Source organism: Promicromonospora iranensis (genome assembly GCF_028994805.1).
GTDB lineage: Bacteria > Actinomycetota > Actinomycetes > Actinomycetales > Cellulomonadaceae > Promicromonospora > Promicromonospora iranensis.
Window position 1 is genome coordinate 219046 of record NZ_JAJQQP010000001.1, and the last position, 13501, is coordinate 232546.

At 72.4% G+C, this 13501-nt stretch carries 9 protein-coding genes; 1 reads left to right on the forward strand and 8 read right to left on the reverse strand.

Annotated features, from left to right (window positions below):
• Window positions 1-40: 40 nt before the first annotated feature.
• The 7 genes from LUM46_RS00945 to LUM46_RS00975 all read right to left on the reverse strand — a co-directional run bounded on the left by LUM46_RS00945 (window position 41) and on the right by LUM46_RS00975 (window position 10300).
• Window positions 41-1162, reverse strand: coding sequence for a S1 family peptidase (locus tag LUM46_RS00945; protein ID WP_274991693.1), 1122 nt, complete (start codon window positions 1160-1162; stop codon window positions 41-43).
• Between the two features lie 182 nt (window positions 1163-1344).
• On the reverse strand, window positions 1345-2286 hold the full coding sequence (locus LUM46_RS00950) for a LysR family transcriptional regulator (protein WP_274991695.1): 942 nt from the start codon (window positions 2284-2286) through the stop codon (window positions 1345-1347).
• A gap of 114 nt (window positions 2287-2400) precedes the next feature.
• Window positions 2401-3984 carry a DUF7059 domain-containing protein gene (locus LUM46_RS00955; protein WP_274991696.1) on the reverse strand — a complete coding sequence of 528 codons (1584 nt, stop codon included), beginning with the start codon at window positions 3982-3984 and terminating at the stop codon, window positions 2401-2403.
• A gap of 53 nt (window positions 3985-4037) precedes the next feature.
• Entirely contained in the window at window positions 4038-5231 is a 1194-nt protein-coding gene (locus LUM46_RS00960) for a hypothetical protein (RefSeq protein WP_274991698.1), read from the reverse strand.
• 78 nt (window positions 5232-5309) lie between these two features.
• A complete protein-coding gene (locus tag LUM46_RS00965) occupies window positions 5310-5642 on the reverse strand; it encodes a CD225/dispanin family protein (protein WP_274991699.1) in 333 nt (110 codons plus the stop codon).
• A gap of 67 nt (window positions 5643-5709) precedes the next feature.
• A complete protein-coding gene (locus LUM46_RS00970; protein ID WP_274991700.1) occupies window positions 5710-7434 on the reverse strand; it encodes a M20/M25/M40 family metallo-hydrolase in 1725 nt (574 codons plus the stop codon).
• A 187-nt stretch (window positions 7435-7621) separates the two neighbouring features.
• Entirely contained in the window at window positions 7622-10300 is a 2679-nt protein-coding gene (locus LUM46_RS00975) for a M14 family zinc carboxypeptidase (RefSeq protein ID WP_274991702.1), read from the reverse strand.
• Window positions 10301-10458: 158 nt separating this feature from the next.
• On the opposite strand from LUM46_RS00975, the gene LUM46_RS00980 reads away from it, so the two are divergent.
• Window positions 10459-11037, forward strand: a complete 579-nt coding sequence (locus tag LUM46_RS00980; RefSeq protein ID WP_274991703.1) for a DinB family protein — start codon at window positions 10459-10461, stop codon at window positions 11035-11037.
• A gap of 83 nt (window positions 11038-11120) precedes the next feature.
• On the opposite strand, the gene LUM46_RS00985 is transcribed toward LUM46_RS00980, so the two are convergent.
• Window positions 11121-13433 carry a sodium-translocating pyrophosphatase gene (locus LUM46_RS00985; protein ID WP_274991704.1) on the reverse strand — a complete coding sequence of 771 codons (2313 nt, stop codon included), beginning with the start codon at window positions 13431-13433 and terminating at the stop codon, window positions 11121-11123.
• Between the last annotated feature and the right edge of the window lie 68 nt (window positions 13434-13501).

A 13501-nucleotide genomic window follows, 5' to 3' on the forward strand; every position in this document is an offset into this window, starting at 1 on the left:
CTCTCAGGCGATGACGTACTAGCTCGGAACGGTCACCTGGTCACCTGGTCACCAGCGACACACCGGCCGCGCGGAGGGCCTCGCCGACCGGCTGGAAGAACGTGGTGCCGCCGGAGGAGCAGTTGCCCGAACCGCCGGAGGTCATGCCCTGGGCCTGCGTGCCCGCGAGCAGCGAGCCGCCCGAGTCACCCGGCTCGGCGCACACGTTGGTCCGGATGAGACCGTAGACACTGCCCTGGGCGTAGTTCACCGTGGCGTTCAGTGCCTGGATGGTGCCGCAGTGCCAGCCGGTGGTGGAGCCCGAGCGGCAGACCGTGGAACCGACGGCGGCCGGGGACGAGCCCGTGACGTTGACCGTGCCGCCGCGGTAGTTGTTGACCGCACCGATCAGCGTGTCGTCGGTGCCGGTGTTGACGTAGGCGTAGTCGTTGCCGGGGAACGAGGAGACCTGGAAGGTGCCGCTCGGCTGGCTGGTGGTGGCACCGCGCGAACCGCAGTGGCCGGCGGTGACGAAGCCGCCTGTGGCCGAGAACCCGACCGAGCAGCGCGAACCACCGATGTAGTAGGCGTTGCCACCGACCACGTTGATCAGCGTCGTGGGCCGCTCGGCGGCCGTCGACAGCGACACCGCGTCGGCGGGCACGCCCGCCTCGACGATCGCCGCCTCGACGTCCGCCTGGGCTCCGTCGACCACGTCGACGACGATCTCGTTGGTCTCCACGTCGACGTGGTACGAGGTCACGTCCGACTCGGACAGCGCACCGTCCAGGTCCGCCGTCCAGGCGTCGAGGGCCGCGAGCGAGTTGTCCACGGCCACCGGGGTGGCTCCGGCCGCACGGACCGCTGCGGCGTCGGCGGTGTCGGTCACGGCGACGTGCAGCTCGTCCGCGCCCTCGACCCAGGCGCCGGCGTAGGTGGCACCCAGCGACTTCTCGAGGCTGCGCTGCGTTCCCGCCAGGGCCTCCTGTGCCTTGATCTGCGCCACGGCCTCGGTGGTGCTCAGACCGAGGTCGCGCTCCATGGCCGCGACCATGCCCGGCGCGTACTGGGAGGCGGCCGCCTCGGTGTCGGGCTGTGCGGCGGCGACGGCGTTGATGGTGCCGACGAAGAGGCCCACGGTGGCGGTTGCCACGGCGAGACCCCGGAGGGAAGTACGACTCATCTCAGCGACTCCTTGTGTCGGAGAGCAGGTGAAAGTGCCACCTACGGGCGACTATTCACCCGTGCGCTCAACCTAGGAGTAGTTGGACTTCACGTACAGATCACACTCAGGTCATACAAATTTCCTATGGTGGGCAAAACGCGTACGAGGGAGCCCTGCCGTCAGCCCCGCAGCACGCGAGGTCAGCCGAGCATCCCGTACATCGCGAGCCACTGTTCGTACTGCGGGCTGCGGCGCACGGCGTCACGGTGCGCGCGGTGAGCGGCGCCCTCGACGGCCTCCAGGTCCACGCGCAGGTCGGCGTCGTGCCGCCAGCCCAGGTAGTGGGTGCGCCGCAGGGGCGACCCCACGAGGGGGACCGTCACGACACCCGGCGGGTCCAGCTGCCCTGGCTCCACGAGCGCGACGGCACGTCCCGCCCGCACCTGGTCGACGGCGGTGGTCCACTCCGCCTCGCCCATGCCACGCGGGGTGAACCCCGCCCGCACGCACGCCGACACGAAGCACTCCTCGAGGCAGCCGCGCGACGACACGCAGAGCCACTGCTCCTCGGACAGCTCGGCGAGCGCGATCTCCGGCTTGCCCGCATACGGATGGTGCTCGTCGATGAGGACGAACATCGGGTCGGTGCAGACCCGGGTCCACGCGACCTCCCCGGCGGCCGGAGGGGAGACGTCGGAACACATGCCGACCAGCCCGACGTCGATGGTGCCTCTCGCGAGCCGGGACGCCACGTCGTCCGCGAGGTGGGGCATGGCGGTGGTGACCTGTGTGCCCGGTATCGCGATGTGCAGCTGGTTGATGAACAGACCGCCCAGCGCGGTGCCCGTGATGCCCACCCGCACCGTCTCGCCCTTGGCCACGTCCCCGTTGACCAGACGCTCGGCGTCGTCGGCCAGGGCCGCCATGGCCGGCAGCAGCACACGGGCGTGCCGCAGGATCAGCTCACCGAGCTCCGTGGGCCGCGCGCCGAAGCGGTCACGGACGAACACGTTCCCACCCAGCGAGCGATCGATCCGGTTGAGCTGCGCAGTCAACGCCGGCTGCGCGATGCCGAGAGCAGCGGCCGCCTTCGTGACGCTGCCCGACTCGGCAACAGCGACAACCATCCTCAAGTGCCGCATGTCGAGTTCCACACGGTGGAAAATATCTGTCATGGGCGCGTATGTCTCTGTTCTGAACAAGATTTATCGGTGCGCGCAACTGACCGTTACCTGCGCGAAACGGACAGCGCAGCGTCACTCCGCCAGGAAGCCGTCACGGACCAGACCGCGCACCGCCGGGAGCAGCTCCGCCGCGAGGTCGGCGGCGGAGACGTCGAACAGCGACGCGAGCGCGCCGACGATCTGCCCGACCGAGAGCTCGCCGTCGCAGGCTCCCACGAGAGCGGCGAGCGGGCTCGACGCCTGCACCCCGCGCCCCAGCCCGTCCCCCTGGCGCAGGATCACGATGTTCGGGTCGGCGGCGCCCGGCGTCAGATAACGCTCCTCCGTGACGTCCGCGGCCGTAACCAGGCGTGCCGCCGCGAGTGCCGCGTCGTCCCGGTCCGCGAGCCAGTCGTGGCCGGCGAGGCTGCGGGCGATGTGCGCCCCGAGTGGCTGCCGGACCGAGCCCGTGTGCTCCTCGAGGCGGCGCAGCGTGGCCGCCCCCGACACGGGCCGGCGCAGGGTCACCAGCCCGAAGCCGACCGCCTCGACGTCCCGGGACGCGAAGTCGTCGAGCCACGCGCCGTAGGCCGCGGCCCAGGCGTCCGGCTCACGGTCGGGAGTGGTGCCGCCGTCGCGGATCCACGTCTCGGCGTACTCGGCGGGGTCCAGGACCTCGCGCTGGATGATCCAGCCGTCCAGGCCCGCCGTGTCGAGCCAGGCGCCGACCCGCTCGGTCCACGGCTCGCCCCGGCGGTGCTCCCAGTTGCCGAGAAGCTGGGCGGTGCCGCCGGGCGCGAGGACGCCGCCCACCCCGAGGATCAGGTCCCGCACCAGGTCGTCGCCCGCGCGGCCGCCGTCGCGGTACTCGTAGTCGCCGAGCGCGTCGGCGACCGCGCGCCCCGCAGCCCCGGCGTGGGGGGTGATCACGAACGGCGGGTTGGAGACGACGAGATCGAACCGCTCCCCCGCGACCGGCTCCAGCATGGACCCGTGCCGCAGGTCCAGCTCCGCACCGGCCGGGGTGTTCAGCGCAGCGTTGAACGCCGCGAAGGCCAGGGCCCGGCGCGAGATGTCCGTCGCCACCACGTGCTGCGCGTGCCGCGCGGCGTGCAGGGCCTGGATCCCGCAGCCGGTGCCGAGGTCGAGCACCCGGCCGGTCGGGTTGCGCACCGTGACCTGTGCCAGCGTGAGGGAGGCACCGCCCGCACCCAGCACGTGGTCGGTGGCCAGGCGACCACCGGTGGCCAGCTCACCCAGGTCGGAGGCCAGCCACCAGCTCGCGTCACCCACCGCGTCGACCGAGGAGTAGGGGCGCAGGTCCACGACGGCACGCACCTCGTCGTCGGCCCCCGCGCCCTGGGCGGCGACCAGGCCGAGCCGCTCCGCACCCGCCGTCCCCGTCCCGGGCAGGGCCCGGTCCAGTGCGGCGCGCGGCACCGCCGCGCCCAGGAGGAACAGGCCCACGAGGGTCGCCACCGGAGCGCGGTCCGCCGGCGGCCTGCCACCCTCCGCAGCGGCCACCGCCCGGCGCGCCGGCAGCGACTGCTCGCGGTGCAGCGCGGCGGCGGCAAGCGGTCCGAGGAAGCGCTCGACGCCGTCGACGTCGTAGTCGGAGGCGACGAGGTCGTCACGGAGGGCGCCGACGAGGGCAGGGTCGGTCACGGGAGGGTGCACGGGCCTATCCTGCCCGCAGATCCCGCACCCCCACCACGCGGGCAGTTGTCCGGCTAGCCGCGGCAGTTCGAGGCCACGAACTCCTGCACGCGCTGGGACGCCTCGACCATCGCGTCGGTGTCGAGCTCGCGCTGCGCACCACCCACGGCGTCGCTCACCGCCGGGCCGTCGTTCGGCTTCACCTTCTCGATGTTGTTCGCGACCGTCGAGTAGTAGGTGAAGGCGATCGCCCAGTCCTCCGCGATGGCCTCGGGCGGCGTCACGCCCTCCAGCGCGTTGCGCGCGTTGATGAACCCCTTGCGCAGGGTCTCCGGCTGGTCCTCGACCATCGCCGACTGCGCGTTGGCGGCCTGCGTCCACGCCATCTGCGTCTGCGCGCACGATGCGGCGTCCGCGCTCGACAGGACCTCGTCGTCCTGGAGAAGGGTCATCCCCCAACCGGTGCCGAGGCCCAGCACCGCGGCGATGACACCGGCGAGCACCAGGACCACCGGCTTGTCCAGGAGCCTGGGCAGCCCGCGGCGCAGCGTCCGCTTGATCCGCTTCTGCTGCGCCGTGCTGGGGCCCGCGATGCGGCGCCTGGGACCCTTGGAGCTCTGCTTGCCCGACTTCCTGGACCCCGGCTTGGCCGGGCGGGCGGGCGGGGCCTCGTCAGGGAGCGGGGCGGACGCGGCCTCGTCCGGCAGGGGGTCGGCAGCGAGGTCGTCCTCGACCGCCGGGCCGGAGCTCAGCGGCTCGGCCACGGGGCCCACGTTCAGCGGGAAGCCACCTGCCGGGGTGGGCGCGGGCTCGCTCTTCGGCGCGCCCTTCGTGCCGGGCTTGGCGGCCTTGCCCTTCGACCGGGACCTGCCGGCCTTGCCGGCCCTGCCGCTCTTGCCGCCGGCGTTCTTGCCGCGGCCGCGGGTCACCGGCGGCTCGGCCGCCGCCACGGCGCCCCACGGGTTGGCGTCGCCGTCGCTCTCGCCGTCCGCCACGGCGGGTGTCGGCACGGGACCCCAGGGAGAGCCTGTCGTCTCGTCGGCCGGGGACGGCTCCGCGGGGGCGTCGACCGCCGCTCCGCTGCCCCAGGGACTCGGTGCGGGCTCGTCCTCCTTGAGGCTCTCGGCCCATTCGAGGGCGCTGGCGCTGGGCGCGGCCTCTCCGGCCGCGAGGCTCTCCGCCCACGTGAGCGCATTCGATGCGGGGGGACCACCAGCGCGAGACGCAGCACGACCACCCCGCGAACCCTTGCGTCGTGTCGCACTCATAGCCGCGAACTTTACCCGCAAGTCCCACCAGGGCAGGAGGGGCAGTCGTGTGAACGTCGCGAACCGCGGGTGAAGTTGCTACCCGTTCAGGTAGTTGATGCTCGACCAGAAGACGACGAACACCACCATGACGATTCCGATCGCGAGCGACAGGAGTCCCCAGTTGCGCGCTCGGCGCGACGCTTTCCTGGACTTGTCGTGCTCCTGGGCCTTCCAGAGGGAATGGACGCGCAGCGCGTTCACGAGCGCGACCAGGCCGGTGGGCGGAAAGCAGAAGATGGTCACCAGCACGGAGAACACGAGATACGTCCGCGGCGGATACTGCAGCTGCGCCGGGTAGGTGTGGACGTTGACGCGCACGGGCGAGCGCGATCCGCCCGGGACGGCGGGCGGTACGGCGGAGCTGCTCATGGACGTCTCCCTCACCTACGTGAAGGGAGAACTTAGTCCAATTTCGGCGATTTGTTGAATGCGCAGGTCAGCCGGGTATCTTGCGCAGCACCTCACGGTAGAAATGCACGCCACGGCCCAGGGAATCGACGCTCAGGTGCTCTCCGACGCCATGAATCGACTGCCGCTGCGCACGCGACAGAGCGAAAGGGCTGAACCGGTAGACGTGGTCGCTGATGGGGGTGAAGGTACGCGCGCCGGTGGCCGTGAGCGACACGTACGGGACCACCACCGCGTCGGGGTACGACGCGCCGATCGCCTCGCTGAGCAGCGCGAACTGCTGGCTGTCCGTGGGCGAGACCTCGCTGGGCTCGCTGCTCTCGACCACCTCGAGCACCACCCTCTTGTCCCGGATGACGCGGCGCAGCCGCGCCACCGTGCGGTCCACCGTCTCGCCGAGCGCCACCCGTACGTCCAGGCGCGCGCGGGCCGACGACGCCGCGGCGTTCGCCGCCGCGCTGCCCTCGAGCTCGGTGACGGCGACAGTGGTGCGGACCAGCGCCGAGGCCTCCGGACCGCCTCCGGCGAGCAGCCAGGCCGCCACCTTGCGCAGCGGCCCGGAGGCCATCCTGGTCGCCAGCTTGAGGCCCAGGCCCTTGGCACCGCTCACGTCCGGTGCGACGCGTCCCAGCATGGCGGCCGTCGGCGGGCTGACCCGCGCCGGGAACCGGTGTCGGCTGACCCGTGTCACCGCGCGGGCAAGACGCGCCGTGGCGGACTGCTTGCCGGGCGTGGCAGCGTGCCCGCCGACGTCGGAGGTGTACAGGTCGATCCCGACCAGGCCCTTCTCCGCGACGCCCACCATGGCCGTCTGGCGGTCCAGGCCCGGGAAGGCGTCGGACACGACGCCCCCGCCCTCGTCGATCACGAGCCACGGGCGCACCCCGAGCTCGTACAGCCGCCGGACGGCGATCTGCGCCGACTCCCCCGCCGCCTCCTCGTCCGCTCCGAAGAACAGCCAGACGTCGCGCTCGGGCACGAAACCGTCGCCGAGCAGGGTCTCCACGGCGTCGAGCACCGCCACGAGCCCACCCTTGTCGTCGAGCGTGCCGCGGCCGTGCACCACCCCGTCCCGGATCTCGCCGGAGAACGGGTTGGCGGGCCAGTCCGCGACCTGGACGGGCACCACGTCCTGGTGCGCCATGAGGACCACGGGGAACGGGTGCAGCACGTCCTGCCGCCCACGGCCCGGCCACCGGTAGAGCAGCCCGTGATCGCCCGCCGGCTCGCTCTGCAGGGCGTGCACGCGGGGGTAGAACGCCGCGAGCGCCGCGCGGTGCCGGGCGAACGCGTCGTGGTCCACGTACTGCGGGTCCCACGACGAGACGGTGGGGATCTGCACGAGCGAGGACAGGTGGGCGGCCGCGATGTGCCCCGCGGACGCGTGCTGCTCGCCGTACGCCTCCGAGGGGGCGAAGGCGGGCGGGCCCGCCTGGTCGGCGAGCACCGCGTCCGGCGCCGCAGGCTGTTCCGAGATCTGCGGCGCGTCCTGCTGCGGTGCCACGGCCTCCACCTCGGCGGGCCTGCCGTGCTCGGACGTCCCGCTGCCGTCGGACGTTCCGCGGCCGTCGGGTGCGGGACGCGCGAGCGAGGTGTCCGGACGGGTCGCCGACAACGGGGCGGGGGGCTCCGCCCGGCGCGGCTCGGGTGCGGGTTCGGTGGACGGCGACGCAGCCGGTTGGACTGCCGCCTTGGCGATCATTTCGGCCGTGACCTGAGGGATGGCCTCGGTCGGGTCGATGTCGGCACTCACGGGACCTTCTCCTGCTCCGGGGTCTCCCACGAGGGGGGCTCCTGCGTCGGGGCTCTCGTCGGCACCCGCGGACCGCGGAGCGTTCGGGAGCACAACACCGCAGACGATAGCGGTAGCAACCGGTTTTCCCCATACCCCTGGTGATGCTGGACGGTGCAGCGTCACGACCTCGGAGAGGTCGCAGCCATCACCGGGCAGCCCAGTGGATGGCCGTCGCCGCCTGGCTGAGGCCACCCCGGGGGTGGGTACGGAAGAAGACCGACGTGCCGAACACGAACGCCCGCGCGTGTCCCATTTTGCCGGATACGGCGGCAGCCTGCCCGAGGGCGGCACGCGGTCCGTCCGACCCACCCGACCGCGGCCAGTAACCGGCCCGGAACGTGCCGTAGGCCAGCTCCGTGGTGGTTCCCGGGCCCAGGTCCGTGAACCAGACGGCCGGGTAGACGAAACCGTGGGGCTGCGCGTGGTCGTCCAGCACCTCACCCGGGGTGCGGGTGGCGACGATGCCGTTGCTCGCCGGGTCTCCCGTCACCGCGGTACCACTGACCAGGCCATACGCCCGCGCGGCCGCGAAGGCGCCCGCTCCGCGGCCGACGATGGCACCGCCGTCGCGCAGCCAGGAGCCGACGTGGGCGCGGCCCGCCGAGCCCGCCCGGAGGTTGAGGGACGAGCCCACCCAGAGCACGTCGGCCTCCTCGAGCCCGGTGGCGGTGCCCGCAGCGGCGCCCTTCTCGATCCCGGACGCCGACACCGGCACGAGGTCGTCGAAGCCGAGCGACAGGAGCGACAGCCGGTCGTCCTGGTTGCCCGTGTACGCGATGGTGAGGTCCTCGGCCGGCTCCCCGGCGGTGTACTCGGCGCGGGAGGCGGTCGCGAAGGTGATGCCGTACCGCTCCGCCACGGCGCGCGCCGCCGCGAGTCCGCGGGGTCCGACGACGGCACGCCCGTCCGCCGTCAGCCGCACGGCAACGTCCTGTCCCAGGAGGTCGTTCAGGGCGCGGTGGTCCTCGACGCCCGCCACGTCGAAGGTGGCGTACCGGGCTCGTTCCGGGACGCTCCCGCGCGGGGCGGTTCCGCGCACCGGCGTCGTCGGCCCGATCGGGCCGTCGGTGGTGACGCCGACGCGGTCCACCGTCGCGCCCCAGAGGTAGGCGGCCGACCACGCGGAGATGTCGTACATGGCCGGGACCTCGTCCGAGACGTCCGAGCCGAGGGCGAGCAGCGCGCTCGCGAGCCCGCGCAAGGGCTGGTGCAGGTCCACCACGTACGAGCCGGCCGGGTAGGTGGTGCCGGCGACGTGCGCGGGGGCGGCCAGCCGCTCCACCTCGACGCCGTGGAACAGGAGCGCGTCGACCAGCTGCTCGGCGTCGGACGCCGAGCGCTGGCCTGGGCCGACCGGGATCACGTACGCGCGCGGCAGGCGCACCTTCCCCTGGTCGTCCGCCGGGTCCCAGAGCTGCTTCCACTCGTCCGGACCAGGGACGTCGCCGATGTTGTCGACGGTCAGCGCGACCTTGGGCGCGCCCGCGACACCGCGGCGGAACAGCTCTGCCTGGTCGGCGAGCATGGCGTCCGAGTGGGTGTGGACGTAGTCGATCATCGACCGCATCACCGTGACCGCCACCTCGGTGTTCACCGCCGCGTCCGCCCGCGTGGTGGTCCGGCCCGTCAGGCCGAGCGGCAGCTCGACGGTGCTGGTCACGGCGCCGTGGAGCGGCGCGTACTGCGCGGTGAAGACCGGCGGGTAGTCGTCCCAGCCCGACGGCGTGTCCCGGTAGGGGATCTTGATGAACCCGGTGTTCTCCGCCACGGCGTCGCCGCTGCCCGGGTCGTAGTAGGTGTTGCCGGCGATCTCGGCTGCGACGACGTCGTCCTCCACCTGGCGTGCGACCGCGTAGCCGTGCGGCAGGAAGAGGTCGTACTCGTAGTTCTCGCCGTGCGGCGGCCCGGCCGGCTCGACCTGGAGCACGTCGGTGTAGCCGTGGAAGTCCGCCGCGAACAGCGGCTGCACGGCCTGCGCCGTGCGGACGTACGAGCGCGCCTCGGGCGTGGCGAGCGTGATCATGTCGCGGTTCGCGTCCAGGCCCAGGGACGTGGAGCGCGTCGCGTGCGTCCGGCCGTCCGGGTTGAGCGTCAGGCTGAACACGATCCGGTGGTGCTCCAGCATGCCCCGGGTGGCCTCGTCGTCCGCGGTGGCGAGCCGCTCGATCACCCGCAGCGCGGCGTCCGTGCCCTCCCACTCGTTGCCGTGGATGTTCGCGCTGATCCAGATCGGCGTCTTGTAGCCCGCCCGCAGACCGGCGTCCCGGAGGGCCTCGTGCGGCCGCTCCTTGATCTCCTCGCGCCACGCCTTCTGCCGGGCGGTCTCCCGGCGCCGCTCGGGCGCCGTCACGGTGACGAGATAGAGGTCGCGGCCCTCCGTCGACCTGCCGACGACCTGGGTGGACACCCGGTCGCTGCGCTCCATCAGCCGGGTCAGGCGGGGTGCCAGCTCCGCGTGGCTGACGGTCCCGTTCCGCTCGGTGGCGTCGTCGTCACCGGGCGGGAGGACCCGAAGCTCCGGCTGGTGCGGGTACGACGCCGGCATGCGCAGGGCGGGCCCGCCGCGTGACGGCAGCGGCCCCGGCGGGTCGGCCGCGCCATGGTCGTCGTCCGCCGTCGGGTCGGTCAGGACATCGGCCTCGACGCCCCGGCCCAGACTCGCCGGCGCGACTCCCGTGGTCGCGACTGCCGTGCCTGGCCGGCCGTCCACGAACCCGCCCGAGGGCTGCGCGACGGCGGGCGCCGCCAACGAGCCCGCCGCCAGCGCGACGCCGGTGAGCGCGGCGCCGGCCAGCACGGCGAGCGAACGAGTTCGAGCGAGCAAGGGTGCCTCCCAGCGGCAAGTCGGCCAATTCTGGCCCACGACCCTGCCGCACGGGAAACACCTGGGGCGGAGAGTTCACGGCGAGGTTCCCGCGGTCGCGCGGCGCGCACGCCGAGAAAGCCGTTGACCGGGGTAGCACGCGGCGGTCCACTGTCGTCATGACCACCGAGCGATGGACCGCCGCCACCGTCTACCCCGACATGTGGACCGACCCCGACAAGGACCCGCGCGAGGCGCTGTCGAAACCGGTCGGGGAGAAGGAGACCTATCAGAACTATCTCAAGCACTACCGGCTCACGCTGGAGATGAAGTGCGAGGGGCTCGACGCCGAGCAGCTCGCCCGGCGCGCGGTGCCGCCGTCGACGCTGTCACTCCTAGGACTGGTGCGGCACCTTGCCCACGTCGAGCAGAGCTGGTTCCAGCGGATCCTGCAGGACCAGCCGGACCTGCCCAAGCTGTTCGGCAAGTCGCCGGAGAATCCGGACGCTGACTTCGACGACGCCGTCGGCGACCCTGCGGTGGTCGAGGACGCCTGGGAGAACTGGCGGCGCGAGGTCAGGGCAGCCGACGACTGGCTGGCCGCGCTGCCCGAGGACGAGCTGGGCCGGACCGTGCGGCGCGGCGACGACGAGATCCCGGTCCGTGACGTCCTGGTGCACATGGTCGAGGAGTACGCGCGCCACGTGGGCCACGCCGACCTGCTGCGCGAGTGCATAGACGGCCGAGTGGGCCAATGACCCACCCCGCCGAGGTAGTCATCTGGCGAGGTAGTCAGCCGAGTGGAGCTGGCTGACTACCTCGCCAAGTGACTACCTCGGCGTCAGACGACCGCGTTCTCCTCCGCGCGGTCCTGCTGCTCCTGCTGCTCGGCGTCCACGCGGGAGGCGCGCATGCGGGACCAGACGACGGCGCCGAACGCCACGGCCGCCGCCAGGAGGGCGATGCCGATCCGGAGCGTGTGGTTGGCGTCCGCGGGCACGCTCATCGCCACCACTGCCGGCGCGATCAGCAGCGCGACCAGGTTCATCACCTTGATCAGCGGGTTGATCGCCGGGCCGGCGGTGTCCTTGAACGGGTCGCCCACGGTGTCACCGATGACGGTCGCCGCGTGCGCGTCGGAGCCCTTGCCGCCGTACTTGCCGTCCTCGACGATCTTCTTCGCGTTGTCCCAGGCACCACCCGAGTTGGCCAGGAAGATCGCCATGAGCACCCCGGACCCGATCGCACCGGCGAGGAAGCCGGCCAGCGGCCCGACGCCGAGGCCGAAGCCGACGGCGATGGGAGCGAACGCCGCCAGCAGACCCGGGGTGATGAGCTCGCGCAGCGAGTCGCGGGTGCAGATGTCGACGACCTTGGCGTAGTCGGGGCGCTCCTCGTACGTCATGATGCCCGGGTGGTCGCGGAACTGGCGGCGCACCTCGAACACGATGGCGCCGGCGGCGCGCGTCACGGCGTCGATCGCGAGCCCGGAGAACAGGAACACGGTGGCCCCGCCCAGGATCACGCCCACGAGGGTGACCGGCGAGATGATCTCGTAGCTGAGCATGGAGGTCACCAGGCCCGTGCCGACGTTGTTGACCTGCGCGAGCGCGTTCGACACGGCGTCGGCGTAGGAGCCGAACAGCGCGGTGGCGGCGAGCACCGCCGTCGCGATCGCGATGCCCTTGGTGATCGCCTTGGTCGTGTTGCCGACGGCGTCCAGGTCGGTGAGGATCTGCGCGCCCTCCTCGTCGACGTCGCCCGACATCTCGGCGATGCCCTGTGCGTTGTCGCTCACGGGACCGAACGTGTCCATGGCCACGATGACGCCGACAGTGGTGAGCAGACCGCAGCCCGCGAGCGCGACGAGGAACAGCGCGAGCGGCACGGAACCGCCCGCGAGCAGGAACACGCCGCAGATCGCGGCGGCGATGATGCCCGCCGTGTACACCGCGGACTCGAAGCCCACGCCGATACCGGAGAGGACGACGGTCGCCGCGCCCGTCCGGGAGGTCGCCGCCACGTGCAGCGTCGGCTTCTTGTCGGTGCCGGTGAAGTACCCGGTCACCCACAGGATGACGCCTGCCAGGACCACGCCGATGAGCACGGCGAGCGCCGAGACGACCCGCGGGTCGGCGGTGACGCCCGAGAGGTCGGCGGTACCCGGTACCTGGTCGAAGGAGGACGGCAGGTAGGCGAAGGCGGCGAGCCCGGCCAGTGCGGCGCCGACGACGGCGGAGACGTAGAACCCGCGGTTGATCGCGGCGAGGCCGCTCTCCGACCCGCGGATCCGGGTGATGAACACGCCCAGCAGTGCGACGAACGCACCGATCGCGGTGACGATCAGCGGGAACACGAGGCCCTGCTCACCCATGGCGGCCTTGCCGAGGATGAGAGCCGCCACGAGGGTCACGGCGTAGGACTCGAAGAGGTCTGCGGCCATGCCCGCGCAGTCGCCGACGTTGTCGCCCACGTTGTCCGCGATGGTGGCGGCGTTGCGGGGGTCGTCCTCGGGGATGCCCTGCTCGACCTTGCCCACCAGGTCGGCGCCGACGTCGGCCGCCTTGGTGAAGATGCCGCCGCCCACGCGCATGAACATGGCGAGCAGCGCGGCGCCGAAGCCGAAGCCCTCGAGCACGGCAGGCGCGTCGACGTCGTACACGAGCACGACGAGCGCGGCGCCCAGCAGGCCGAGACCCACCACGGACATGCCGACGACGCCACCGGTGCGGAAGGCGATCCGGGCGCCCTCGGCGCGGCCACCGGGGCGGGTCGCGGCCGCGGCCACGCGGACGTTCGCCCGCACCGCCAGCCACATGCCCAGGTAGCCGATCGCCGCGGAGAACCCGGCGCCGAAGACGAACGCGATGGAGCGCCCGACCCGCACGCCGCTGTCGCCCGGCAGCAGGAAGAGCAGCCCGAACACCACCGCGGCGAACAGCACGAGGGTGCGGAACTGCCGTTTCAGGTAGGCGGAGGCTCCCTCTTGCACCGCCTGGCCGATGTCCTGCATCTTCGCGGTCCCATCAGGTGCGGCGAGCACCTGGCGGCGCAGCACGAAGGCACACCCGAGTGCCAGGACCGCGATGAGAGCGATCACCGCCACCGTGGTGTAGCTCCCCGCGCCGAAAACAATGCCGTCTTCGAGCCCCATTCGTCCTCCTCGACGAGCTCCGGGGAGGTCCCCCAGAAAAGTGTGTTGCCCTGCACGGGGTTGACCCG

Excerpts from the sequence above, each read along its gene's own strand:
- LUM46_RS00960 (WP_274991698.1), bottom strand. The coding sequence starts at position 5,231 with ATGAGTGCGACACGACGCAAGGGTTCGCGGGGTGGTCGTGCTGCGTCT.
- LUM46_RS00965 (WP_274991699.1), bottom strand. The coding sequence starts at position 5,642 with ATGAGCAGCTCCGCCGTACCGCCCGCCGTCCCGGGCGGATCGCGCTCG.
- LUM46_RS00985 (WP_274991704.1), bottom strand. The coding sequence starts at position 13,433 with ATGGGGCTCGAAGACGGCATTGTTTTCGGCGCGGGGAGCTACACCACG.
- LUM46_RS00950 (WP_274991695.1), bottom strand. The coding sequence starts at position 2,286 with ATGCGGCACTTGAGGATGGTTGTCGCTGTTGCCGAGTCGGGCAGCGTC.
- LUM46_RS00980 (WP_274991703.1), top strand. The coding sequence starts at position 10,459 with ATGACCACCGAGCGATGGACCGCCGCCACCGTCTACCCCGACATGTGG.
- LUM46_RS00945 (WP_274991693.1), bottom strand. The coding sequence starts at position 1,162 with ATGAGTCGTACTTCCCTCCGGGGTCTCGCCGTGGCAACCGCCACCGTG.